This window comes from Pseudomonas sp. Q1 (assembly GCF_009935975.1).
GTDB lineage: Bacteria > Pseudomonadota > Gammaproteobacteria > Pseudomonadales > Pseudomonadaceae > Aquipseudomonas > Aquipseudomonas palleroniana.
In genome coordinates, this window is record NZ_QODI01000017.1 from 104,681 (window position 1) to 128,409 (window position 23,729).

The following is a 23,729-nucleotide window of genomic DNA, read 5'->3' on the forward strand; positions in this document are numbered from 1 at the left end:
GCCTGCATTGATCACCTTAACGGCCAGCCGTATATTTTCGGCCCGGCTCAGTAGTGCTGCCTCAGTGGTCTAAGCGAAAAATTTTTGACCAACGTACCTGATCAATAAATCGTGATCCCGCATGGCACGCGCCGTCGATACAAAAAATTCAATCATCGACCTGTCTCTTTTAAGGTACATTCCTCATGTACGAAGTGAAACACGTACTGTCAGCCAATGGCGTGGATATCTATCAAGCTTGGCTAGACACCGTGCAAGACACGCGTTCAAAAGCGAGAATCACCACCAGAGTGGACCGGGCGTCCCTTGGCCACTTTGGCATTACCGAGCCCGTGGGTGATGGAGTTTTTGAGATGAAGCTCGATTTCGGACCAGGGTTTCGTGTGTATTACGCAATTCAGGATCGGAAGATTGTTTTCCTGTTGGGCGGTGGTTCCAAGACCAGACAGCAAAACGATATCGATCAGGCCAAGGCTCTCTGGAAATCTTACAAGGTGCAGCAAAAATGACCATTCGTACTCGCTCTCATGAAGACAGCGTTCTCGAAATGCTCCGAAACGACGAAGCCTTTGCTCTCGAGTATCTATCTGTAGCACTTGAGGAAATCGATGAGGCCGGGGGTGAGGACGCCTTCCTTGTCGCAATTCGTCGAGTGGCGGAGGCTCGTGGTGGGATGCTCAGCCTGTCGCAAAATACGGGGCTCAATAGAGCCAATCTCTATAGATCCATCGCTATCGGTGGCGACCCAAAGCTCTCCACGCTCTTGAAGGTGCTTCAAGCTTTAGGTGTGGGCATGTCTAAAGTTGTTTCACACCGCGCAGAGCATGACGCCCGAGCTTAAGAGCATGGTAAGGGCTGTACGGATTCCCCAATACAGCACTCGTCGTATTTCCCTGTATAAAGCTGGTCAAGTGCGTTGCCCGTCGCTAGAATTGCGCACTTTTTGATCAGAGGCGCGCCAAGCGCCCGTCTACCGCCTTGTCGTGCCCGACTGGCGGCGTCATTCAATACCGAGGTTAGACATGTCCACCACTCCCGCGACGGCCAATCCCAAGGTCGGCTTTGTTTCCCTGGGTTGCCCGAAGGCGCTCGTAGACTCCGAGCGCATCCTGACGCAACTGCGCATGGAAGGCTATGACGTGGTGTCCACTTATCAGGACGCCGACGTAGTGGTGGTCAACACCTGCGGTTTCATCGACTCGGCCAAGGCCGAATCCCTGGAAGTGATCGGCGAAGCCATCAAGGAAAACGGCAAGGTCATCGTGACCGGCTGCATGGGCGTGGAAGAAGGCAACATCCGCAACGTGCACCCAAGCGTGTTGGCCGTGACCGGCCCGCAGCAGTACGAGCAGGTGGTCAATGCCGTGCACGAAGTGGTGCCGCCCAAGCAGGACCACAACCCGCTGATCGACCTGGTGCCGCCGCAAGGTATCAAGCTGACCCCGCGCCACTACGCGTACCTGAAGATTTCCGAGGGCTGCAACCATAGCTGCAGCTTCTGCATCATCCCCTCGATGCGCGGCAAGCTGGTCAGCCGCCCGGTGGGTGACGTCCTCGACGAAGCCCAGCGCCTGGTCAAATCCGGCGTGAAAGAGCTGCTGGTCATCTCCCAGGACACCAGCGCCTACGGTGTCGACGTGAAGTACCGCACCGGTTTCTGGAACGGCGCGCCGGTGAAAACCCGCATGACCGAACTGTGCGAAGCCCTCAGCAGCCTGGGCGTGTGGGTGCGCCTGCACTACGTTTACCCGTACCCGCACGTCGACGAACTGATCCCGTTGATGGCCGCCGGCAAGATCCTGCCGTACCTGGACATCCCGTTCCAGCACGCCAGCCCGAAAGTGCTCAAGGCCATGAAACGTCCGGCCTTCGAAGACAAGACCCTGGCGCGCATCAAGAACTGGCGCGAGATCTGCCCGGAATTGATCATCCGCTCCACCTTCATCGTCGGCTTCCCTGGCGAAACCGAAGAGGACTTCCAGTACCTGCTGGACTGGCTGACTGAGGCGCAGCTGGACCGCGTCGGATGCTTCCAGTACTCGCCGGTCGAAGGTGCCCCGGCCAACCTGCTGGACCTGGCCGTGGTGCCGGATGACGTCAAGCAGGACCGTTGGGAGCGTTTCATGGCGCACCAGCAGGCCATCAGCTCGGCGCGCCTGCAACTGCGCATCGGCAAGGAAATCGAAGTGCTGATCGACGAAGTCGACGAGCAAGGCGCGGTGGGCCGCTGCTTCTTCGATGCGCCGGAGATCGACGGTAACGTGTTCATCGACGATGCCAGCGGCTTGAAGCCAGGCGACAAGGTCTGGTGCACCGTGACCGATGCCGACGAATACGATTTGTGGGCTGAAAAGCGCGACTGATCAGCGCCTTTGAAATATTTTAAAAAAGCCCTGCCTCTGGACAAGATGCGGGGCTTTTTAGGTCTATCGTTTGCCCATCGTCGCCGATCATCGGCAAGGGGCAGCGGGCATGCGTCAGCATTCAGTTATCCATACACCCAAAAGCAGCGACTACACGCACCTGGCGCAGCTCTGGGAAGACTCGGTGCGGGCGACCCACGATTTCCTGCCGGACAGTTACATCGTATTGCTTAAGGAACTGGTGCTGACGCGTTACCTGGACTCGGTCATGCTGATCTGCACCAAAGACCGGAACCAACGCATCACCGGGTTTGCCGGGGTAGCGGGCGGCAAGGTCGAGATGCTGTTTATCGCCCCCCAGCACCGTGGCCAGGGCCTGGGCCGCCAACTGTTGCGATACGCGATCGAGCACCTGAATGCCGATGAATTGGACGTCAACGAACAGAACCCGCAGGCCCTGGGCTTCTACTTCAAACAAGGGTTCGAGGTGATCGGACGCGCAGAGCAGGATGGCCTGGGCCAGCCGTATCCTTTGCTGCACATGCGTTTGCGCCAGGTGCAGCAACGAGCCCAACCCGGCTAAATGAAATGGAGCCGGGATTAACCGCGCCCACACAGGTACAATAGCTGCCCCCTTTTGTTACGGCCCTTGTCATGACTGACCCCATACGCCTCTCCAAACGTCTGATCGAACTGGTTGGCTGCTCCCGACGGGAGGCTGAGCTGTTTATCGAAGGCGGCTGGGTCTCGGTGGACGGTGAAGTGATCGACGAACCGCAGTTCAAGGTCACCACCCAAAAAGTCGAACTCGACCCCGAGGCCAAGGCTACCGCGCCAGAGCCGGTGACCCTCCTGCTGCACGCGCCTGCCGGCGTGGATGTCGAGACCGCCATGGCCTCGATCAGCGCCGAAACCTTGTCGGACGAACACCGTTTCGGCAAGCGCCCGCTCAAGGGCCACTTCCTGCGCCTGACCGCCAGCGCCGATCTGCAAGCCAACGCCAGCGGCCTGCTGGTGTTTACCCAGGACTGGAAAATTCTGCGCAAGTTGACCGCCGACGCCGCCAAGATCGAGCAGGAATATGTGGTGGAGGTCGAAGGCGACATGGTTGCCCATGGCCTGAACCGCCTGAACCACGGCCTGACTTACAAAGGCAAGGAACTGCCGGCGGTCAAAGCCAGCTGGCAGAACGAAAACCGCCTGCGTTTTGCGATGAAAAACCCGCAACCGGGCGTGATTGCGTTGTTCTGCGAAGCGGTCGGCTTGAAAGTCATCGCCATCCGGCGCATCCGCATCGGCGGCGTGTCCATCGGCAAAGTGCCGGTGGGCCAATGGCGCTACCTGTCCGCCAAAGAGAAGTTCTAAGCCACTGCCCCTTTTTATCGGCATCGCCCCCATGGCGGCGGTGTCCTCAGTTGAATACCAGGATTGCCTACCATGATTCACAACGACGTACTGCGCAGCGTGCGCTACATGCTCGACATCAGCGACAACAAGATGGTCGAAATCATCAAGCTCGGCGGCATGGACGTGACCAAGGACGATTTGCTGACCTACCTCAAGAAGGATGAGGAAGAAGGCTTTGTGTTCTGCCCGGACGAAGTCATGGCTCACTTCCTTGATGGCCTGGTGATCTTCAAGCGCGGCAAGGACGAAAGTCGTCCGCCGCAACCGATCGAAACCCCGGTGACCAACAACATCATCCTCAAGAAACTGCGTGTGGCCTTCGAACTGAAGGAAGACGACATGCACACGATCCTCAAGGCCGCCGAGTTCCCAGTGTCCAAACCGGAACTGAGCGCACTGTTCCGCAAATTCGGCCACACCAACTATCGCCCGTGCGGCGATCAGTTGCTGCGTAACTTCCTCAAGGGCCTCACCATGCGCGTTCGCCCCTGAACCATGGCCTACAACGTCTCCCCCGTCGGCTTTGTGCGCTCCTGCTTCAAGGAGAAATTCGCCATCCCGCGCCAGCCACAACTGGCGCCTGCCGCGCGTGGCGTGCTGGAGCTGGTGGCGCCGTTTGACGGCGGTGAGGCGGTGCAGGGCCTGGAACAGGTCAGCCATGTGTGGCTGCTGTTCCTGTTTCATCAGGCCCTGGAAGACAAGCCACGCCTGAAAGTGCGCCCACCGCGCCTGGGGGGCAATACGTCCATGGGCGTGTTTGCGACCCGCGCGACTCACCGACCGAACGGCATCGGCCAATCGGTGGTGAAGCTGGACAAGGTGGAACCGGGTCGGCTGTGGATTTCCGGAATTGACCTGCTCGATGGCACGCCAGTACTGGATATCAAGCCCTATGTGCCCTACGCCGACATTATCGGCAGCGCCACCAACAGCATCGCCAGCAGCGCGCCGCTGCTAATCCCGGTGCAATGGCTGAAGACCGCCCTGCATCAGGCACAAGGCCATGCGCACAGGCTGGATGAGCCGTTGGTGGAATTGATCGAGCAATGCCTGGCACAGGACCCGCGGCCGGCCTATCAGACGCCTGGGCCTGAGCGTGAGTATGGTGCGCAGTTCTGGGATGTGGATGTGCGTTGGCACTATCCCGAGGCCGGAGTGATTTGCGTGCTGGAAGTGCTTACCGCTGGATAAACCGCAAACCCGATATGGGAGGGGGCTTGCCCCCCTCCCACATTTTGACAGCGCTTACTTCTCGACGAACGCACGCTCAATCAGATAATCGCCCGGCTCACGCATGCGTGGCGAAACCTTCAGGCCGAAGCTGTTCAGCACTTCGCTGGTTTCGTCCAACATGCTTGGGCTACCGCACAACATGGCGCGGTCATCTTCAGGGTTGATCGGCGGCAGGCCGATATCGCGGAACAACTTGCCGCTGCGCATCAGGTCGGTCAGGCGGCCTTCGTTTTCGAACGGCTCGCGGGTCACGGTCGGGTAGTAGATCAACTTGTCACGCAGCGCCTCACCGAAGAACTCGTTCTGCGGCAGGTGCTCGGTGATGAATTCGCGGTAGGCGACTTCGTTGACGTAACGCACGCCGTGGCACAGGATCACCTTTTCGAAACGCTCGTAGGTTTCCGGGTCCTGGATCACGCTCATGAACGGAGCCAGGCCAGTACCGGTGCTGAGCAGGTACAGGTGTTTGCCCGGCTTCAAATCGTCGAGCACCAGGGTGCCTGTCGGTTTTTTGCTGATGATGATCTCGTCGCCTTCCTTCAAGTGCTGCAATTGGGAAGTCAGCGGGCCATCGGGCACCTTGATGCTGAAGAATTCCAGATGCTCTTCCCAGTTAGGGCTGGCGATGGAGTAAGCACGCATGAGCGGGCGGCCGTTGGGCTGTTGCAGGCCGATCATCACGAACTGACCGTTCTCGAAGCGCAGGCCCGGATCGCGGGTGCACTTGAAGCTGAACAGAGTGTCGTTCCAGTGATGAACACTGAGGACACGCTCGTGGTTCATGTTGCTCATGTACGGGGGACTCCTGGAAATGGGTCTGCGCCAGAAATATAGGTGCGCAATTGCAGCGTATTCTAATGGCGGCGACAATATCTGTTAACTGGATTATTAAGATAAGGGTTATCGGTTATATCGATATGCGATTTACTCTCCGTCAACTGCAGGTTTTCGTCGCCGTCGCCCAGCAGGAAAGCGTCTCGCGCGCTGCTGGCCTTCTGGCCTTATCTCAATCCGCCGCCAGCACCTCGATCACCGAGCTGGAGCGTCAATCCAGTTGCCAACTGTTCGACCGCGCCGGCAAGCGCCTGAGTCTCAACGCCCTCGGGCATCAACTGTTGCCCCAGGCCGTCGCGCTTCTAGACCAGGCCAAGGAGATCGAAGACCTGCTCAACGGCAAGTCCGGCTTCGGCTCGCTGGCGGTCGGCGCCACCCTGACCATCGGCAACTACCTGGCCACGCTGCTGATCGGCAGTTTCATGCAACAGCACCCGGAGAGCCAGGTGAAGCTGCATGTGCAGAACACTGCACATATCGTGCACCAGGTGGCGCACTACGAAATTGACCTGGGTCTAATCGAAGGCGACTGCAGCCACCCGGACATCGAGGTGCAAACCTGGGTAGAAGATGAGCTGGTGGTGTTCTGCGCACCGCAACATCCCCTGGCCAAGCGCGGCGTGGCGAGCATGGAAGAATTGACCCATGAGGCGTGGATCTTGCGTGAACAAGGTTCGGGCACGCGCCTGACGTTTGACCAAGCGATGCGCCATCACCGCAGCGCGCTGAATATCCGCCTGGAACTGGAACATACCGAGGCGATCAAGCGCGCGGTGGAGTCCGGGCTGGGCATCGGCTGCATCTCCCGGCTTGCGCTGAGGGATGCATTCCGCCGTGGCAGCCTGGTGCCGGTTGAAACCCCGGACCTGGACCTGGCCCGGCAGTTCTACTTCATCTGGCATAAACAGAAGTACCAGACCTCCGCCATGCGCGAGTTCCTGGAACTATGCCGCGCTTTCACCGCCGGCGTTCAGCGCAGCGACGAAATCGTACTGCCGAACATTGCCTGATCCTCAGATCAGGATCACGGCCCATACCAGGGTAATCATGGTCAGCGCCACCAGTTGCGCGGCGCTGCCCATATCCTTGGCGTTTTTCGACAAGGGGTGACGGTCCAGGGAAATGCGGTCAATGGCGGCCTCTACCGCCGAGTTGAGCAATTCGACGATCAACGCCAGCAGGCACACGGCGATCAGCAAGGCGCGTTCAACCCGGCTGACATGCAGGAAAAAGCTCAACGGAATCAGGATGACGTTCAGCAACACCAGTTGGCGAAACGCCGCCTCGCCGGTGAAAGCTGCACGCAGGCCATCCAGGGAATAGCCACCTGCGTTGAAGATACGTTTGATACCGGTTTGACCCTTGAAAGGCGACATAGAGATAGGCAACTGAACCAAAGAAGTGGGGAAACTAGATCACGCAAAGTCAAAAAAGCGTGAATGCGTTGCAGCTTAATGCTGTGAAATTGACTCAAGTTGTTGCAAGAGTAACGCGGCCTGGGTGCGCGTACGCACGCCCAACTTGCGAAAGATCGCGGTGACATGAGCCTTGATGGTCGCTTCCGACACACTCAACTCGTAGGCAATCTGCTTGTTCAACAAGCCTTCGCACACCATGGTCAGCACCCGGAACTGCTGGGGGGTCAGGCTGGCCAAACCGTCACGGGCGGCTTTGGCTTCGTCGGATACGTTGACCTCTTCGAATGCCTGCGGCGGCCAGGACACATCGCCATCAAGCACCTTGCGCACGGCGTTCTGGATATCCTCCATGGCACTGGACTTGGGAATGAAACCGCTGGCACCAAACTCCTTGGAACGCACCACCACGTCGGCCTCTTCCTGGGCGGACACCATGACCACCGGGATCTGCGGGTATTGCCCGCGCAGCAATACCAAACCCGAAAAACCATAGGCACCGGGCATGTTCAGGTCTAGCAGCACCAGGTCCCAGTCGGATTTTTCGGTGAGGCGGACCTCCAGTTCGGCGATGCTGGCCACCTCGACCAACCGGACATCGGGGCCAAGGCCCAGGGTTACGGCCTGATGCAGTGCACTGCGAAACAGCGGATGGTCATCGGCTATCAGGATTTCGTATGTGGCCATTGATTAAATGATCCTGTTTTTTGGGGTGCCCGAGGAGGCATTTTAGCGGGGGATTCGGCTACGGTGCCATCATGCAAACGTCGTCTGGTGATACCGTCGCAATGTAGGGCGTCAGGCGCCTATGGACGCTATCCCCCAGGCCCAGGGGCATCTGGAACTTGGCAGCCAGGTAATGAGTGCTGAATACATCGAGGTAAGCATCCAGCACTTCGCTCGCCGCCTGATCGGCAGCCAACTCCAGGCACAGCGCCGCGACTTCTGCGGTACAGAAATGATCATCGCGCTTGGAGCGACGCAGCTTGTACCGCGACAGCTGTTCCGGTGCAAGGCTCAGCACCGGCAAGTGCTCCAGGTACGGACTTTTGCGAAACATCTTACGCGCCTCACTCCAAGTGCCATCCAGCAAGATAAAGAGTGGACGCTTGCCCTCCTCCACCCTCACTTCGCTGACAACCCGTTCAGGCGCGACGAACTCGCCGGGAAACACGATATACGGTTGCCATTGCGGATCAGCCAGCAACGTGAGCAATTGGGGATCGACTTCGGTGCGTGACCAGGCGAACGCAGTGGTGTCAGCGATCACATCGGCAATCAACCAGCCAGTGTTACTCGGTTTCATTGGCTCCACATCGTGCATCAGCAGGCACATCGCCGACCGGGCCTGCACCTGGGGTCGCCAGGCGCACAGGCAATACTGGGGAATAACCCGGCAGCCTGGGCATCGCTCAGCACGCGAACCCCGATTGAGGAATGGCCTGACAGCACGTGCCAGACGCTCGGAACGCAGGCGGGAGACGGCGTGGCTCATGGAATACGCCGCAAGGAGGGATAAATCGACACAGGAGAACTCGATGAAGGCTTAAGTGGCAGCAGTTTACCAGCGATACGCCTGGCTGTAGTGGCAAGGGGTCACCTATAATTGCGCGCCACTGAACGCACAGCGCAGTGGCTGGTCTATGCACCAGTAACCGAATCAGGAGAGTTTCATGCTGCGTTCCATGCTGCGTCTTGTCGCCCCATCCGTCGCCCTTGCGTTGGTCATACCCGCAGGCGCCCATGCGGCCTCGCTGCTGGAGGCCCAAATGAACAGGAAGCTGCAAAGCGTCGCGGCCGAGAGCAACAAGGACCTGCCCCGGGAAATCGATGAAAAAACCCTGGAAGTGGCCTACACCGTTGAAGGCATGCAGCTGATCGACCACCTGAGCGTGCAGCCTGATCGAGCGCAGCAAATGCGTGACAATCCGAAAGCCGTCTATTTCCAGTTGGGGCAAAGCGTATGCCTGAACCAGGGCTACCGCGAACTGATGGCCAAGGGTGCGGTGATGCGTTATGAAATCACCGAGAACAAGACCAATCGCCCAGTGGCGTCGGTCAAGTTCGTAGAATCCGATTGCCCGGCACCGGCTGCGGCCAAGAAGAAAAAGTAACCTTTGCTCGTTCCCCGCGCGCTGCTGTCCAGCGGTGCGCTCTTCCCCCAGCTTGCGTTCCCGCCCCCGCTAAACTTCATGCTGAATGACCAATAAGCGGTTGCCAGCCAAGGGTTTTTCGGCACATGATCAAGCCATCCCCTTATTGTCGCTCACAGCCGTTTCACCTGCTGTTCTGTAACATTTTCAGGGCAAAAGAGGCCTGCCTTACTGCGGCACGCCATGACACATGCAGTGTCGTGGCCACCGACGATGCGTTCGTCGACTACCCAGGCCCTGCAAGAAAAGGAGAAGTTGAATGCCTTACGAATCGAATGATCGCCTGCTTCGCCATTTTGAAGAACACGGGACTGACCTCACACAGCAGGTCGACGCGCAGCTCCAGCTGATAGCCGCCAACAGCCCGAATATCCCCCTTTATCGCGACATGATTCTCACCGTTTTGCGCATGGCTCAAGACGATCGTAACCGCTGGAACGCCAAAATCACCCTGCAGGCGATCCGTGAGCTGGATAACGCGTTCCGTGTACTGGAACAATTCAAGGACCGGCGCAAGGTGACCGTGTTCGGCTCGGCCCGTACCCCCGTCGAAAGCCCGCTGTATGCCTTGGCGCGGGAAGTCGGCGCGATGCTGGCACAGTCAGACTTGATGGTGATCACCGGCGGCGGCGGCGGCATCATGGCGGCAGCGCACGAAGGCGCAGGCCTGGAACACAGCCTCGGCTTCAATATCACCCTGCCGTTTGAACAGCACGCCAACCCCACCATCGATGGCACCGAGAACCTGTTGTCATTCCACTTCTTCTTCACCCGCAAGCTGTTCTTCGTCAAGGAAGCGGACGCGCTGGTGCTCTGTCCGGGAGGCTTCGGCACCTTGGACGAAGCGCTGGAAGTATTGACGCTGATCCAGACCGGCAAGAGCCCACTGGTACCGGTGGTGCTGCTGGATGCACCGGGGGGCGGGTTCTGGCAAGGCGCCCTGGACTTTATCCGCAGCCAGCTGGAAGCCAATCGCTACATCCTGCCCACCGACCTTAAATTGGTGCGCCTGGTGTACAGCGCCGAAGAAGCAGTGGAAGAGATCAACCGGTTCTATGCCAACTTCCACTCCACGCGCTGGCTGAAACGCGAGTTTGTGGTGCGCATGAATCATCCGCTGAGTGATCGTGCACTGGCCCACTTGCAGAACGAATTTGCCAGCCTGCGCCTGAGTGGTGAGTTCCAGCAGCTCGCCTACACGGGCGAAGACCACGACGAGCCGAGGTTCAGCCATTTGACACGACTGGTGTTCAACTTCAATGGACGGGATCAAGGCCGGCTGCGGGAGTTGGTGGACTACATCAACTTGCCGGAAAACTGGGCACAGGCCCAGGGTAAGACCCAACAGCGGGTGGAGCCGGAGACGGCTTGATTTTTGAGCAAAAAAAAAGGCCCACTATTTTCATAGTGGGCCTTTTTGGTGTTCTTAGTATAGCAACTGCTGTGCAGCCCTGCCGCCTTTAACCGGTGAGATGAGAACGGGTCATCTGTAGTGAGCGGGCTTGCCCCGCGCTGGGTGGCGAAGCCGCCCCAATAACTACGCTACGGTGTTTCAGAAAAACCGAGGTGACGGATTTGGGGCGGCTGCGCCACCCAGCGCGGGGCAAGCCCGCTCACTACAACAGCTCGTCCATATCTCGGCCGCTTAATAAGCGGCTGATCATTTCCATCGGAAACCCGTGATAACTCAGGAAACGCCCCTGCTTCGCACGCTCTTTGGCATCCACCGGCAGATGCCCGGAGAACTTACGCCGCCAGGTGTCTTCCAACTGCGCCTGCCAACTGATACCGCACTCACGCAGGGCGAGGTCGATATCAGCACGTTGCAAGCCACGCTGGCCCAACTCTTCGCGAATTCGCGCAGGGCCGTAACCAGAACGGGCTCGATAGGAAATAAAACTTTCGAGGTAACGAGACTCGGAAAGCAGCCCCTCTTCCGTCAAACGGTCAAGGGTGGTTTCGATCATCTCAGGCTCTGCGCCGCGCTGACGCAGTTTACGCGTCAGCTCGACTCGACCATGCTCGCGGCGAGCGAGCAGGTCCATTGCAGTGCGCCGAACGGCGACGAGTGTATCCAGTACAACAGTCATCGTTTGCTTCAGATGTCAGTGTCGGCTTCTTCCATCTCGTCAACCGGTTCGCGGTTGGCGGCAGCTTTCACGTCAGGCGCTGCAGACAGCAGCTTGTCGCGGATCTGCTTCTCAAGCGTGGCGGCGATATCCGGGTTATCCGCCAGGAACTTGGCCGAGTTGGCCTTACCCTGACCGATCTTGCTGCCGTTGTAGGCATACCAGGCACCGGACTTCTCGACGAAGCCGTGCAGCACGCCCAGGTCGATCATCTCGCCGTTCAGGTAGATACCCTTGCCGTAGAGAATCTGAAACTCAGCCTGACGGAATGGCGGAGCCACCTTGTTCTTCACGACTTTAACGCGGGTTTCGCTACCGACAACCTCGTCACCTTCCTTCACCGCGCCAGTACGACGGATATCCAGACGGACCGAAGCATAGAACTTCAGCGCGTTACCACCGGTGGTGGTTTCCGGGCTGCCGAACATCACGCCGATCTTCATACGGATCTGGTTGATGAAGATCACCAGGCAGTTCGCGTTCTTGATGTTACCGGTGATTTTACGCAGCGCCTGGGACATCAGGCGGGCTTGCAGACCCACGTGCATGTCGCCCATTTCGCCTTCGATTTCAGCCTTGGGTACCAGGGCCGCCACGGAGTCGACCACGATCACGTCGATGGCGTTGGAGCGCACCAGCATGTCGGTGATTTCCAGGGCCTGCTCACCGGTGTCCGGCTGGGAAACCAGCAGGTCGTCCACATTGACGCCCAGTTTGCCGGCGTACTCAGGGTCCAGGGCGTGCTCGGCGTCGACGAACGCGCAGGTAGCGCCCATTTTTTGCGCCTGGGCAATCACCGACAGGGTCAGGGTAGTTTTACCGGAAGATTCAGGACCGTAGATTTCAACGATACGACCTTTTGGCAGACCGCCAATGCCGAGCGCGATGTCCAGACCCAGAGAGCCAGTGGAAATAGCCGGGATCGCCTGACGGTCGTGATCGCCCATACGCATTACGGCACCCTTGCCGAATTGACGTTCGATCTGACCCAGGGCCGCAGCCAAGGCTTTCTTCTTGTTGTCGTCCATTAAAGTCCTCACGTAATCAATAAGGCCTGGCGGCCAACACCTGTATAAGTAGACAGTATTGTTCCACAAAGATCCGAGATCGCCTACCCCTGATTTTCTATTTCTGCTGCAGCTCGTCGCATCAAGCCCTCCAGCGCGGCCTTTACCGTCTGTCGGCGGACCTCATCCCGGTTACCGGGGAAGTGCGCCAGCTCGCTCGTTACTTCGTCGCCCACGCCGAACGCCAGCCATACCGTGCCCACCGGCTTGTCCGGCGAGCCGCCATCCGGCCCCGCCACCCCGCTGACCGCCACCGCAAACCGCGCCAGGCTTTTTTCCTGGGCACCCCGGACCATTGCCTCCACCACTTCCTGGCTGACCGCGCCAACCTTGCGGAACAGTGCTTCCGGCACATTCAGCTGCCGGGTCTTCTGTCGATTGGAATAGGTGACGTAACCCGCCTCGAACCAGGCCGAACTGCCCGGTATCCGTGTGATGGCTTCGGCGATGCCGCCACCGGTGCAGGACTCGGCGGTGGTGACGTGGGCATTGAGCAACTGCAAGCGGCGGCCCAGTTCAGCAGCCAGTTGAGTGATTTCCTTCACGGTCGTCTCCAGGGATGGGCGGGGGGTTCGCCTACCCTACAGGAGCCCATCGGCCATGCAAGTTACAGCGTGCATCAAGAAACTACCGGGCGACGGCCTGCACATACGCCTGACAGGCACGCAAGGCAATCAGGGCGTTATCACCGTCGTCGGTGATGCCGATAATTCTTTGAGCATGCGCTGGGTCAAGTCGGGCTCGCGGGGCTGCATGAACCACGCCGCCGGAGGTGGCGGTGGCCGGCATTGCGCAACCGTTGGCGGGGTCGCTGGCGTCGAGAAGGACTGACAACCGCACATCAGCAGTGGCCAGGCGGTCACGCAAAGCAGTCTGGTTGCGTTGGGCATCGCTTAACTCCCGGGTGTGTTGTTGGTCGCTGGCGTTGAGTTGTTGCTCCAGGGCCAGACGTTGCTCCTGCACCATCATTAACTGATGCGCAGCGGCCTGGCTTTGCTGGTTGAGCGCATCGGCATGCAGTTCCTCCTGATGCTCAAGCTGCTCACCGTAGCGCCAAGCCTGCACTTGCCAGACGACCACCATCAGCAGGCAGACGCCGATCAGGCGCACGATAGTCAAGTAATGCATAACACCGCCTTCGCCCGCGCCCACAATTGCAGGCGGTCCTCCATGCCGTTGAGCCCGCCATTGATGCGCCGGGTGATGGTGTCGAACAGGTCCTTGTCGGCCAGTTCGTTCAAACCGTTGCTTTGCCAGAACCAGGCAGCGGATTCACACGCCCATTGGGGCTGCTCCAGCAGTTCAGGTTGTTGCAGCAGGCGATCATCGCCAAACAGTGCCTGGCTGCATGCCAGGTAATTGCGCCGGCCGGTAATCTGGATCAGGCCCCGCCCACGATACTTCTGGCCATCGCCATCCGCTTCGGGCGTGTTACCCAAACGGGCGGCCAGGGAGCCTGTGTCGTATTTGCTCAGGTATTGGTCGCTGCCCAGTTCGCGAACGTAGCGCAGTTGCGCGGACTCGTGGCCTGCTTGAGCTAAAAAGGCAGCAATTCGCGCAGGTGAGTCAATCTGAAAACGCACCATCGCCATATTCAATGCTGATATAAAAAAACTCGCATAAGTACGAGCTTTGGGCAATATTTTTAAGAGTTGCTGCTGAGTAATTATCATAGATTCCTTTCAACATACTAAAATATCTCGCCAGCCATATTGAGGTATTATCTGAGCAACTTTATGCGATGACCTTGCTTCGCGCTAACGACCGAGCCGCCAGAATATCTGGAGGAATCGGTTTATTTTCCTCAAGTAGGCGCAAACCAAACCAATCAGTGGATGCCAGATACGCAAGTGCTTCGTTGGAGGTAAGTTCCTGTTCAAGAACCGCATCGGTTTTAATCTTCTGGACTTGGCTGAGATCAAACATCAAATTTCTCCTTAGAAACATTTATTGCGCCTGACGATACAGACACCTGAGAAGCGAGATCCCACTCCGTCTCGCGTCTATATGATGCTACCGGGAATGGGACATTTCCCTTTTCTACCTCCACTTGGCCATCAACCCACATATAGTCCGGAGCATCGGCATCTACCGCCAATTTCAACGTCAATTCAAGACGTCCGTTGGCACGAATAATCGGCCCACCAAACAATGTATTATCGATCGCAGTTATTGGAAGTATGGTATCTTCCGGAATTAACGACAAGTCAATTGCCTCACCATTGAGTACAAGTATTTCTCCCTCAACGAAGGCTGTCGTTGGAGTGACCCTACCGTCAGAAAATGGTCGAAAAGGTATATAATTAATAATCATGCATGCCACCTGCCTATTGCCGTTGCGGTGACTGTATTACTGCCACCTTCTTGTAAAGGACGAAAAACAAAGTTTGCTGTATCAGCATAATAGCTCGAAACAGTATCCCAATAACTCGATGGTAGATTATTCACCGCAACCGAAGGTCCGTCCACAAAAGTTGCCAGCCAAGGCTTCACAACTTGTCCTGCGGCTAATGTGTAGCCAGTGAAACGAACCCCACAAATCTGTAAACCTCCCACATACCGCACATACCAACGATCGCCGTTACCAGCTCGTTCGACAATCGCCGAATTAACTGGCAGGGGGAGTCCCTGCGAAGAACTTTGTACGACACCGATGACGTTGGCATTGGTTAATACATGCACCCAGCTCTGCGCACCTGAGCTTGAACTTACACAACGATAATGAAGGGCGGGAGCTGAGACCCCCATGGAGAGTTGGCTATACCACTGCGGGTCCGGTGCCCAGTTGCAAGATAATATATTGGTCGCAGCAAATGCATTACCGGGTGCATTATATTGACCATAAATACCGGTCGTCATCGCATTTAGATTTTGTTCTGGATACGAGCCGCCAGAAGTTCCCAAGGCAAAGCCTCGATTGCCAGAGTTATCAATTAGTTTATTCCAGGGACGCCATACATCATTTTCCAAAACTCGTTCCCACGCTCCGGATTCTTTATTCAATCCACGAAACGTCTGGCTTATATAAGACTGATTGGCCCATACCCTAATGGTCAGATAGCCTTGATTTCGCCCATCAACACCCGGAAAGACTGAGCCGTCCCAGACCCCCGCCGTCCAATATTCACCAGAAGCCTGCGCAATGTTTGCGTTGTCATTCGGAAGACGTACTCCCGTCAGCGTACCGACACCAAAATCACCAGTTTGCAGAATCTTGCCAACTGCGTAGTCTGTATGAGAGGACGTTACTGAAGCGGTTGCAGCCGTCCCCAGCGCGTTGACTCGGCTGTAGAGCTCCTGTGTCATCGCGTTGACTTTGATATTGGCGCTGCGGGGCGTATCTCCACCGAGCCCAGTTGGGGCTATGCCTAGATTTATTTCTTGTCGTGCCATTTGTGCGCCTCCGAAAAAAGTAAAAAAAACCGCACAATGGCGGCATTTTAAAAACGGTCTTTCATTTGACTAAAAATCAGGCAACTTCACCGGGTCGGAATCAGCAATCTCACTATGCAGAGAAATGGCTCCAGACAGGTCGTAGGGCTGTCCATCTTTTTGAAGCTTGACGGTCATGACTTTTCTGTAATAAGTGATTACAGCTACTACATCTTTCTCACCCACCCCCATGCTGTAACCCCATCCGTTTCCTTCGGGTGCGAGGGTAACAAGGCCATGCGTGCCTCGTATCTCATAAACACCTTGAGCTTTGCGCTTTGAAGTGACTTTTGGACTGCTGAACGGGACAATCAAGCAATCGCCCTCAGCGCCGCGTAATTCAATAACTGCTCTCATATTCAAATCGCCTTTATCGTGCCATCGGCCTGCCTTGCGCAGTTGGCGGTATTCAAGGTACTGATGACTGTCAGCGCGCCCATATTCATACTGGCGGTGGGCGGTGCTATATCGGCTACTGTGGTCCAGCCGGACATATAAGCCGTAGACACCTCAAGCGCACCGGTCTGGATCGAGTACATGGCAAAACGCGGCAGGTAGACCTTTCCGGGAAAACCGATATAGATGGACATCAGGCCTGTCTCCGGACGCCGGTAAACGCTGACCTTCAACGCCGGTCCACCCTGCAGGTTGCCGATGCTCGAAGAAGCTGAGTTCAACAATGCAACGCCGGTGTTAAACGCCCCTTGGTAGTAATACCAGGAGAGATCCAAGGTAAAGGGACTGGTGTAGCCGTTGATGCAGCCTATACAACGAATCAGCGGCGATTCGGTCTCGGTATAGGGCATGGTGGTATGAACGGTCAGCGAGGAGACCAGTGAGCCGTTGACCTTGCCCGCCTCCGTGATGTTCTGCCCGACCAGGCGTTCACCATCAGCCTGGAACGCGCGTGATTTAAGGCCCAGACGCTGTTGGCTGGCAGCCAGGCCTGGTCCGTCTGTCAGGACCTTTTGCCAGGGTTGCCACACGCCCAGGACTTCGACCCTGACCCACTTGGAGCCGTCGGTAACAACGACGTACTCCTGCATCGTGTAGCCGATTCCTGCCTCGTTGACGGTCAACCAGCCGTTCACACCTGTTGGCGTATGCAGACCCGAAACCGAGTAGTAGGTACCCACCGAGCGAACGACATCCAGATCGGCTTGAGCAAGCATATTGTAGCCACCCACACCAAAATCGCCGACCCGTACGACACGACCTACTGTGTGGTCGTCAGGTCCCGTGGTCAGCGTGGCGGTCGCAGCGGTGCCGAGTGCTTCGACGCGGCTGTAGAGTTCCTGCGTCATGGCGTTGATTTTTACGTTGGCGCTGCGAGGCGTGTCTCCGCCAACTCCGGCGGGACGCGTGCCCAAATCTATTTCCTGCCTAGCCATACATCCTCCTGTCGTAACACTTCAAAAAAACGCGAAACAATCACTTGCTTTGACAACCCTCAAACTCAGTGCTCTCATTAAAATAAGGCTTAAGGAACACCAACAAGCAAAGGCCAATTTAACTTTGGCGCGCTGACTTTCCCTGTAACTATTGATAACTCAATAGTTGCTCTAGACACGTCTGGAAACCCAACACTCACCGACGACAAACTCATGCCCGACAGAAAGTCCTGCCTGTACATATTCATCAAAAAATATGAGTCCTTACCATATGTCCAAGCAAGGCTATACACCCACACCCGGAACACAAAGCTCATGTCCACATAATAGCTAGACACCCAATCTTGAACACCACCAACAAACCTCATAACTTTATAATTACTATCGAATACGACTTGCCCGCCCTTATCAAAAACCTGCATTCCATAACCGCCGGTAGCAGGTGGGTGAGCTACACAAGCACAGTATCTTCCAGAATACGCAAGACCGACCGTAGGATAATCACCTGCAAAATAAACTGAAAAACCCGTCCATGCCCCTGCACTTCCCGCATGAACTATCGGAAAATATACACCCGCCCCATCCGGAGATATAAATACCAACGGGGGTCTAGGCGAATTAATCGCCGAGTTATAATTCACATAGATCCAGCAGCCTTTAATGTTAGGCGAAGCTGCGGCATAAGAGCCTGACGACATGACATGCAACAATGAGTTCTCATCATCAATTATCGTCTGATCCTTATTGCCAACACACAATATCCCATAACTCATTTATAGTGTACCGCCATGATAGAATATTCCTGATTTGCAAATTGGCCGCCAAAGCTAGCCACCCATTGCGCATCCAAAACTTCGAATTTTATGGCTGCTTCGGGATACACACCGACTATCGAGTAACCCGGCATAACTGTTTGCTCGATTCCGTATGCCTCGACCATGACAACGCCTTTAAGAGGATCAAACCTTGGTAAAGGTATGACAGGCCCGTCAACAGGCAAACCTTTTCCTTGTATGAGAGACACAGCCCTCATCGTGTTTGAGTCGAGACCTAAATATTCAGCCCCATTAGAATCGTAAAATCTAATACCCTGCGTCATGCATTCAAATCTCCAATTTTTATTCTGAGATTTCCATCTGCGTCGTAAATTTTGTCGACATTGGGACGAACTTCACGACGGCCACCCGCCCCTGAGCTATTAAGCTCAAATAAGCCAGACTTATCTAAAACCCATACCGGTTTGCCGTTAGCACCCAATGCATTAGATTGAATAGTTTCGCCAATTTTAGCGTTTGTAATCGTCCCATTTTTAATAAATGCGGAATCAATATAAGTGGCGCCATTTTCGACTGCAAAAGGAACGGAGCGACCGCCCTTTACTTTTTCGTTATAAATTGCAAACTTATCCGCAGAAATCAAAAACTGGCTTTCGACTACTCCACTGGTGCCCGTTTCAAGTCCCAAACCCACGCCTGCATATTTGTATCCCCCTCCCGTCGCAATCTCCATCCGCACAGACCAATTCGCCGCCAACTTGCCATTAGTATCCGCAATAGCCGAAGCGTTGGTTTGAACACTGACCGACTGCTGGTTAACTGTGGTCTTGACTGTTTCGATACTCTGCGCAAGAGCTCCATCCACTCCAGCCAACGTTTTCAATTGGGTTTCAATCAAAGAAACATTGTCATTGAACTTCGTATCCAACCGCGTAACCCGCTGGGCAAGTGCTTCGTCTCTCGAAGCCGACGCACTGTCCACATTAGTGATACTCGCCCGGTTCTGATTAACCTTCACCTCCAAAGCATCCGTCTTCAGCGCCTGGGCAATATCACCTTCGGCAATCGCCGACATCACCGACCAGGCGCCTGCCAGGGAAGTGTCATCACCGGCAAAAGACTTCTCGTCATCACCCGCCATCTTCGGATTAACCTGGGCATATACCCCATCGCTTTTCTCCGAAGTGCTGGTGACCTTGCCATCCAAAGTGGTGACCTGGCTTTTCAAACCGTTCAATGCGGTGGACGTGGCGGTCAAACCACTGACCGGATCATCCACCTTGGCGCGCACGCTGTTGAGTTGCGAGGCTTGGGCGGTGAGTTTGCCGTCCACCGTTTCAATCGCGGTTTTATTCTGTTGAATCTGCAGCGCCAAGGCGTTGGTGGTTTGCACCAGAGAGCCTATGTCCAGCCAATAGATCGTATTCGGCGGCGGACTGCCTACGGGCACGGCCTGAAGCGCCTGGTAGAGATGATTGCCTTGACGAACAAACTCACCGCTGGCGTAAGCCTTGGTTGTGTCATACAGCAATGCATCCGTCACTTGATCGACCAACGCTTGCAGCTCTTTGCGGGTCTTATCCAGACGCTCGTTGACTGAACCTGCTCCCGGCCCATCGATCAACTCGATGCGATCCAACAGGTGCTTGCCCAGCTCCGTCTCACTGATTTGCCCAGCAATCAAATCCAGGATGGGGGAAGCATCAGAGCTGGCTTGCCCGTTGACACCTGCACCCGTCGGAAACCACGGCCCAATATTCCCCGTGCGATCCACCAACCGAGCCCAGAAAAACAACGAAGTACCCGCGCCCAACCCCATCAACGTCAGATCCGTCTGCGGATACGCGTAATCCCCCAACTTGGTCGCCAACGCCAGATCCGCAGTCTTCCCATACCAGATCTCCGTGCGCTGCAAATCCGCTGTACTCACGTCTTGCGGAATCTGCCACTTCACCTTGATCGCAAACACCAACGACTCGGTGGTCAACGCTGCGACGGTTGGCGGCAAGGTGGTTTTGCCGTTGAGCACGGTCTCGATCGATTCGCTGTACAACGAGCCGATATCCAGCGCGTTGATCGCCCGCACCTTGGCCACATAACGCCCGGCGTAAATACCGGAAACTTCAATCGAGGTGCCGCCGGTGCGCCCGGCGTAGATCCACTCGCCGTCGTTTTTACGCCAGTAAACTTCGAAGGCGATGGCATTGGCAGGGCGCTGCCATTCGATGGTCATCACGTTGACCGCACTGCCCTGCTCGACAAAATGGTCGTTACTGACCTTCACCCCCGTGGGCGCTGCTTGCACGCTGGGCGGAATCACCGTGATCGGCGGGCTGTCGATTTTGGCGCCGTTGTCGATGGCGGTGAATTTGCTCGGCACGTGCTTGACCGCGCTGAGGCTGTATTTGATTTCGTTATCCGAAAAATCTTCGGAAATCGACAGCACGCGAAACTGTTGCAACGCCAGGGTCGCGGAGTCGATTGCCCAGATCGATTGGGCCGGAGGCAGAGCGTCGAGCCGGGTTTGCAGCACGACCTGTTGCTCATCCGCGCTGCTGGCGCTGACGGCTTTGACCACTCGGGAAACCGCCTTGCCGTTGGGCATCACCAGAGTGATGGTATCGCCTGCAGCCGCTGTGACTTCGGCGTCCAGGGTCAAGGTGTCGAGCGTCGCATCACGCAGGCGCCCACCAATGCGGCGGCCGGCGCGATCGTTGTCAGCCACGCGGATGATCTGCCCAGGGCGGGCCAATGTGCCGTCGAGGCCGACCGAGAACGTCACGCTCTCGGTTTCCAGGCGATTGGTCAGCAATGCCCATTTGCCGATGCGCTGGGCCTGGGCCTGCGACGTGCAACCGGTGGCGCTGATTTCGGTTTGCTGGATGCCATAACGGGCGATGCCGTCGGCGTCGTCGACGTATTGCACTTTCTGCCGATAGAAATCCGTCGGGTCGTTCCAGCTGACCAGTGCCACGGTGTAGCGGGTCTTTTTCGCTGAACCACCGTAGATGAACTGACCGCCGATCACGTTAGCATTGGAATAGGTGTAGACCGGGTCTTCCGGCATGTCCGCCACCGCCATGACCGAGCCTGCGCCCCAATAGGACATGCCTCGGAACGTAGTCGCCAAGTCCTGCAGGACCTTCAATGCATCGGCACGCACTGACAGGTACAGGTTGCAGGTGAAACGCGGTTCGGTACCGCCCTTGCCGTCGGACACCGGTTGGTCGCAGTACTGGCCGATGCGGTACAGCTCCCATTTATCCACTTGGCCGGCGTTGAGCAGGTGGCCGAGGCCATAACGCTGGTGCAGCAGCAGGTCGTAGTAGATCCAGGCCGGGTTGTCGGTCCAGGCGGATTTGAAGGTGCCGTCCCACACACCGGCATATACGCGGGTTTGTGGATCATAGTTGCTCGGAACCTTGATGATCCGGCCGCGCAGTTCGAAAGAGCGTGACGGGATCGATTGAAATTGTGCGGCATCAAATTGCAGGCCGATCAGCGCCGAGCCCGGGTAGCGCAGTTTGGCGTCAATCACTTCGGTGGAGGATTCCACAGTGGTGGTATCGGCAATCGCACCGCTGGTGGAGTTCGGCGTGATTCGGCGCACGCGCAGGGTCCAACCACTCTTGGCGGGCGGCAGGTCAACGCGGTGGGAGCGCTCGTATTTGGTGGTGGTCTTGCCGCTGAACGCCGCCGCCAGAACCTGCACGAAGGCGCCGCCATCGGTAGACAGATCGATAGCGTACTGCACGGTGTAGCCGTTGGTATCGCCGTTACTGGTGTTGGTCTGCGAAAGCCGCGTGACCGCCAGGCGCACACGCACCGCCGACAGTTGCAGGTTGGAATAGGACTTGGTCCAGGGCTGATCGCTGTGCAGCTCAATGGATACCGGGCTTTCGTTCTCCACCGCGGGGAAACCCGGGATATGAGTCTGGTCCTGGCTACCGTTGCGCGTATGGAGGGTCACGCCACTGAAGTTGAGGCTGCCATCGGCGTTGGCCAGTGGCGTCTCGTCGAGGAACACCGAGCGCTTATCGTTTTTCAAACCGACAATCTCGCCTTCGCTGACGAGATCGAGGATACGGGCATAGGCCGTACTTTGCAGGCTGTCTGGCGCCTCCACGGAGGGACGGGGCTTGGAAGCGCCGCCTTTGCTGCCAGCGAGAGTGAAGTCAGTCATGGCTTTCCTTCAGGCGAAATAAAGCCCGCACAGTGGCGGGCTGGTTGAAGAGGAAGAACGTTAGAGTTGATCTTGGGCGTAGATCCCGGCGCTGATCACGCAGCTCCCGACGATCAACTGCCCGTAGAGCAGGCCAACCGGATTGCCCTGAGCGTTGGTGTTGACCGGGCCGTTGAAGCTGTAGCTCGGGCGGTTGTCGGGACTGTCCTGGGCTGAAAGCCCTTTGGGCGGCGGCGACAACATTTGCATGACGCCGCCCATCGCCATGGACGCGCCTGCCATCATCATCATGCTGGCGGCGGGACCGGTGATAAAACCAAACGGGTTGTAATACGCCACGGCGATCAGCACGGCACCAATGATGGTCTGCAACCCACCGGCACGCTTTGAGCCGGTCAACACAGGAGCGATACGGATCACGTCCTTGCCGAGCGGCTTCTGGATATCATCCTCTGCGATGTTGCGCTTGCCATTGAATACGGCGAAACGCAGCCCTTTGTCCGCGCTCTGCAGCATGTAGCGTTCAAAGCCGGGAAACTGCTTGAAATAGCCCATCACATCCCTGAAACCGCCGGAGGTGGTCACGCGATGCTCTCGACCGAAAAGCCTGGCGAGCGAACCTGATAACAAGACCGTTCGCATCGTGTGTTGTTCGACTGTAGCGGCCATGATTGCTCTCCTGGTCATAGCTGATCCTGCGCATAGATCCCAGCACTCACGACCGCACTGCCCACCGTCAGCTCGCCATACAACAAACCCACGGGGCTGCCTTGGATGCTGGTATTCACGGGGCCGTTGAAGCTGTAACTGGGCCGGTTTTCCGGGCGATCCATGGTGCCCAGGCCCTTGGGCATCGGGGACATCAACTGCATGGCGCCGCCCATGGCCATGGAAATGCCGATGTTCGCGGCGAAGGTCCAGCCGGTGGTGGACGTAGCACCGATCAATGTCGAAGTACCATTGGACGCCGCAAGGCCGCCCGAGAAGTAGGACGCGGCCACAATCAACGCGACCCCGATAATGGTCTGCATCGACCCCGCGCGCTTGCTGCCCATCAGCACGGGTGCGATGCGGATATCCGACGCGCCGGAAGGTGCCTTGAGACGATCGGGACCGATATTTTCCCGGCCCAGGAAGATCGAATAAGTCACCCCCAGATCCTTGGACTCCATCAGGAAACGCTCAAACCCCGGCACCAGAATGCATAACGCATGAATGGCCTCCGATGCGTTTCTGACCGCCAATCGATGCACGCGCCCGAAACTGGCGCCCAGGCTGCCGTAGAGGCGCACCGTCCTGACTTTTTCTTGATGCATGGCATCCTCCAGGCGAATGAAACGCCCCTG

At 56.9% G+C, this 23,729-nt stretch carries 29 protein-coding genes; 10 read left to right on the forward strand and 19 right to left on the reverse strand.

All coding sequences use genetic code 11. The features are described 5' to 3' along the window. The first annotated feature begins 185 nt into the window (after window positions 1–185). The 7 genes from DK870_RS24175 (at window position 186) to tsaA (ending at window position 4,961) form a co-directional block, all read left to right on the forward strand. Complete coding sequence (locus tag DK870_RS24175) at window positions 186–509, forward strand: type II toxin-antitoxin system RelE/ParE family toxin (RefSeq protein WP_090366441.1); 324 nt, start codon at window positions 186–188, stop codon at window positions 507–509. Beyond that, window positions 506–841: an addiction module antidote protein gene (locus tag DK870_RS24180; RefSeq protein WP_090366443.1), complete on the forward strand. Its 336-nt coding sequence runs from the start codon at window positions 506–508 to the stop codon at window positions 839–841. The genes DK870_RS24175 and DK870_RS24180 overlap by 4 nt, the downstream gene beginning before the upstream one ends. A 181-nt stretch (window positions 842–1,022) precedes the next feature. Beyond that, window positions 1,023–2,363 carry a 30S ribosomal protein S12 methylthiotransferase RimO gene (gene rimO / locus DK870_RS24185; protein ID WP_060753991.1) on the forward strand — a complete coding sequence of 447 codons (1,341 nt, stop codon included), beginning with the start codon at window positions 1,023–1,025 and terminating at the stop codon, window positions 2,361–2,363. Window positions 2,364–2,472: 109 nt separating this feature from the next. After that, window positions 2,473–2,946 (forward strand): GNAT family N-acetyltransferase, encoded by a 474-nt coding sequence (locus tag DK870_RS24190; protein WP_060753990.1) that lies wholly within the window; start codon window positions 2,473–2,475, stop codon window positions 2,944–2,946. Between the two features lie 71 nt (window positions 2,947–3,017). After that, entirely contained in the window at window positions 3,018–3,728 is a 711-nt protein-coding gene (locus DK870_RS24195; protein ID WP_161549877.1) for an rRNA pseudouridine synthase, read from the forward strand. A gap of 72 nt (window positions 3,729–3,800) precedes the next feature. Next, window positions 3,801–4,262, forward strand: a complete 462-nt coding sequence (locus DK870_RS24200; RefSeq protein WP_161549878.1) for a DUF1456 family protein — start codon at window positions 3,801–3,803, stop codon at window positions 4,260–4,262. Between the two features lie 3 nt (window positions 4,263–4,265). Continuing rightward, a complete protein-coding gene (gene tsaA / locus DK870_RS24205; RefSeq protein WP_161549879.1) occupies window positions 4,266–4,961 on the forward strand; it encodes a tRNA (N6-threonylcarbamoyladenosine(37)-N6)-methyltransferase TrmO in 696 nt (231 codons plus the stop codon). Between the two features lie 54 nt (window positions 4,962–5,015). Here the strand turns inward: tsaA and fpr are convergent, their stop codons facing one another. Continuing rightward, window positions 5,016–5,795, reverse strand: a complete 780-nt coding sequence (gene fpr / locus DK870_RS24210) for a ferredoxin-NADP reductase (RefSeq protein ID WP_017529767.1) — start codon at window positions 5,793–5,795, stop codon at window positions 5,016–5,018. Window positions 5,796–5,920: 125 nt separating this feature from the next. On the opposite strand from fpr, the gene DK870_RS24215 reads away from it, so the two are divergent. Continuing rightward, window positions 5,921–6,847, forward strand: a complete 927-nt coding sequence (locus DK870_RS24215; RefSeq protein WP_060753986.1) for a LysR family transcriptional regulator — start codon at window positions 5,921–5,923, stop codon at window positions 6,845–6,847. Window positions 6,848–6,850: 3 nt separating this feature from the next. Here the strand turns inward: DK870_RS24215 and DK870_RS24220 are convergent, their stop codons facing one another. The 3 genes from DK870_RS24220 to DK870_RS24230 all read right to left on the reverse strand — a co-directional run bounded on the left by DK870_RS24220 (window position 6,851) and on the right by DK870_RS24230 (window position 8,747). After that, window positions 6,851–7,219 (reverse strand): diacylglycerol kinase, encoded by a 369-nt coding sequence (locus tag DK870_RS24220; RefSeq protein WP_174554045.1) that lies wholly within the window; start codon window positions 7,217–7,219, stop codon window positions 6,851–6,853. Between the two features lie 69 nt (window positions 7,220–7,288). Next, complete coding sequence (erdR, locus tag DK870_RS24225) at window positions 7,289–7,939, reverse strand: response regulator transcription factor ErdR (RefSeq protein WP_060753984.1); 651 nt, start codon at window positions 7,937–7,939, stop codon at window positions 7,289–7,291. A 58-nt stretch (window positions 7,940–7,997) separates the two neighbouring features. Then, window positions 7,998–8,747 (reverse strand): tRNA-uridine aminocarboxypropyltransferase, encoded by a 750-nt coding sequence (locus DK870_RS24230; RefSeq protein ID WP_161549880.1) that lies wholly within the window; start codon window positions 8,745–8,747, stop codon window positions 7,998–8,000. Window positions 8,748–8,925: 178 nt separating this feature from the next. Between DK870_RS24230 and DK870_RS24235 the strand changes: the two genes are divergently transcribed. Further along, window positions 8,926–9,366 (forward strand): PA3611 family quorum-sensing-regulated virulence factor, encoded by a 441-nt coding sequence (locus tag DK870_RS24235; protein WP_090366453.1) that lies wholly within the window; start codon window positions 8,926–8,928, stop codon window positions 9,364–9,366. Window positions 9,367–9,664: 298 nt separating this feature from the next. Beyond that, window positions 9,665–10,777, forward strand: coding sequence for a TIGR00730 family Rossman fold protein (locus tag DK870_RS24240; RefSeq protein WP_161549881.1), 1,113 nt, complete (start codon window positions 9,665–9,667; stop codon window positions 10,775–10,777). Window positions 10,778–11,021: 244 nt separating this feature from the next. Here DK870_RS24240 and recX read toward each other — a convergent pair whose 3' ends face one another. The 15 genes from recX to DK870_RS24315 form a co-directional block, all read right to left on the reverse strand. Continuing rightward, on the reverse strand, window positions 11,022–11,495 hold the full coding sequence (gene recX / locus DK870_RS24245; protein WP_161549882.1) for a recombination regulator RecX: 474 nt from the start codon (window positions 11,493–11,495) through the stop codon (window positions 11,022–11,024). A gap of 8 nt (window positions 11,496–11,503) precedes the next feature. Then, window positions 11,504–12,562 carry a recombinase RecA gene (gene recA / locus DK870_RS24250; protein ID WP_060753979.1) on the reverse strand — a complete coding sequence of 353 codons (1,059 nt, stop codon included), beginning with the start codon at window positions 12,560–12,562 and terminating at the stop codon, window positions 11,504–11,506. A gap of 83 nt (window positions 12,563–12,645) precedes the next feature. Next, a complete protein-coding gene (locus DK870_RS24255) occupies window positions 12,646–13,146 on the reverse strand; it encodes a CinA family protein (RefSeq protein ID WP_060753978.1) in 501 nt (166 codons plus the stop codon). Window positions 13,147–13,228: 82 nt separating this feature from the next. Beyond that, window positions 13,229–13,729, reverse strand: coding sequence for a lysis system i-spanin subunit Rz (locus DK870_RS24260; RefSeq protein WP_161549883.1), 501 nt, complete (start codon window positions 13,727–13,729; stop codon window positions 13,229–13,231). Next, a complete protein-coding gene (locus tag DK870_RS24265; RefSeq protein ID WP_161549884.1) occupies window positions 13,717–14,274 on the reverse strand; it encodes a glycoside hydrolase family 19 protein in 558 nt (185 codons plus the stop codon). The genes DK870_RS24260 and DK870_RS24265 overlap by 13 nt, the downstream gene beginning before the upstream one ends. 61 nt (window positions 14,275–14,335) lie before the next feature. Next, window positions 14,336–14,527 carry a hypothetical protein gene (locus DK870_RS24270; protein WP_161549885.1) on the reverse strand — a complete coding sequence of 64 codons (192 nt, stop codon included), beginning with the start codon at window positions 14,525–14,527 and terminating at the stop codon, window positions 14,336–14,338. Further along, window positions 14,520–14,915: a hypothetical protein gene (locus DK870_RS24275; protein WP_161549886.1), complete on the reverse strand. Its 396-nt coding sequence runs from the start codon at window positions 14,913–14,915 to the stop codon at window positions 14,520–14,522. Before DK870_RS24275 ends, DK870_RS24270 begins: the two co-directional genes overlap by 8 nt. Next, the gene (locus DK870_RS24280) at window positions 14,912–15,994 is read right to left on the reverse strand and encodes a hypothetical protein (RefSeq protein WP_161549887.1); all 1,083 of its coding nucleotides are present in this window, start codon (window positions 15,992–15,994) and stop codon (window positions 14,912–14,914) included. Before DK870_RS24280 ends, DK870_RS24275 begins: the two co-directional genes overlap by 4 nt. 69 nt (window positions 15,995–16,063) lie before the next feature. Then, on the reverse strand, window positions 16,064–16,390 hold the full coding sequence (locus DK870_RS24285; protein WP_161549888.1) for a hypothetical protein: 327 nt from the start codon (window positions 16,388–16,390) through the stop codon (window positions 16,064–16,066). A 2-nt stretch (window positions 16,391–16,392) separates the two neighbouring features. Continuing rightward, the gene (locus tag DK870_RS24290) at window positions 16,393–17,403 is read right to left on the reverse strand and encodes a pyocin knob domain-containing protein (RefSeq protein WP_161549889.1); all 1,011 of its coding nucleotides are present in this window, start codon (window positions 17,401–17,403) and stop codon (window positions 16,393–16,395) included. 110 nt (window positions 17,404–17,513) lie between these two features. After that, window positions 17,514–18,197 carry a hypothetical protein gene (locus tag DK870_RS24295; RefSeq protein ID WP_161549890.1) on the reverse strand — a complete coding sequence of 228 codons (684 nt, stop codon included), beginning with the start codon at window positions 18,195–18,197 and terminating at the stop codon, window positions 17,514–17,516. Further along, window positions 18,194–18,523, reverse strand: coding sequence for a hypothetical protein (locus DK870_RS24300; RefSeq protein ID WP_161549891.1), 330 nt, complete (start codon window positions 18,521–18,523; stop codon window positions 18,194–18,196). The genes DK870_RS24295 and DK870_RS24300 overlap by 4 nt, the downstream gene beginning before the upstream one ends. Further along, complete coding sequence (locus DK870_RS24305; RefSeq protein ID WP_161549892.1) at window positions 18,520–22,383, reverse strand: phage tail protein; 3,864 nt, start codon at window positions 22,381–22,383, stop codon at window positions 18,520–18,522. Before DK870_RS24305 ends, DK870_RS24300 begins: the two co-directional genes overlap by 4 nt. 60 nt (window positions 22,384–22,443) lie before the next feature. Continuing rightward, complete coding sequence (locus DK870_RS24310; protein ID WP_104995666.1) at window positions 22,444–23,052, reverse strand: tail assembly protein; 609 nt, start codon at window positions 23,050–23,052, stop codon at window positions 22,444–22,446. A gap of 14 nt (window positions 23,053–23,066) precedes the next feature. Continuing rightward, window positions 23,067–23,699 carry a tail assembly protein gene (locus tag DK870_RS24315; RefSeq protein ID WP_104995665.1) on the reverse strand — a complete coding sequence of 211 codons (633 nt, stop codon included), beginning with the start codon at window positions 23,697–23,699 and terminating at the stop codon, window positions 23,067–23,069. Between the last annotated feature and the right edge of the window lie 30 nt (window positions 23,700–23,729).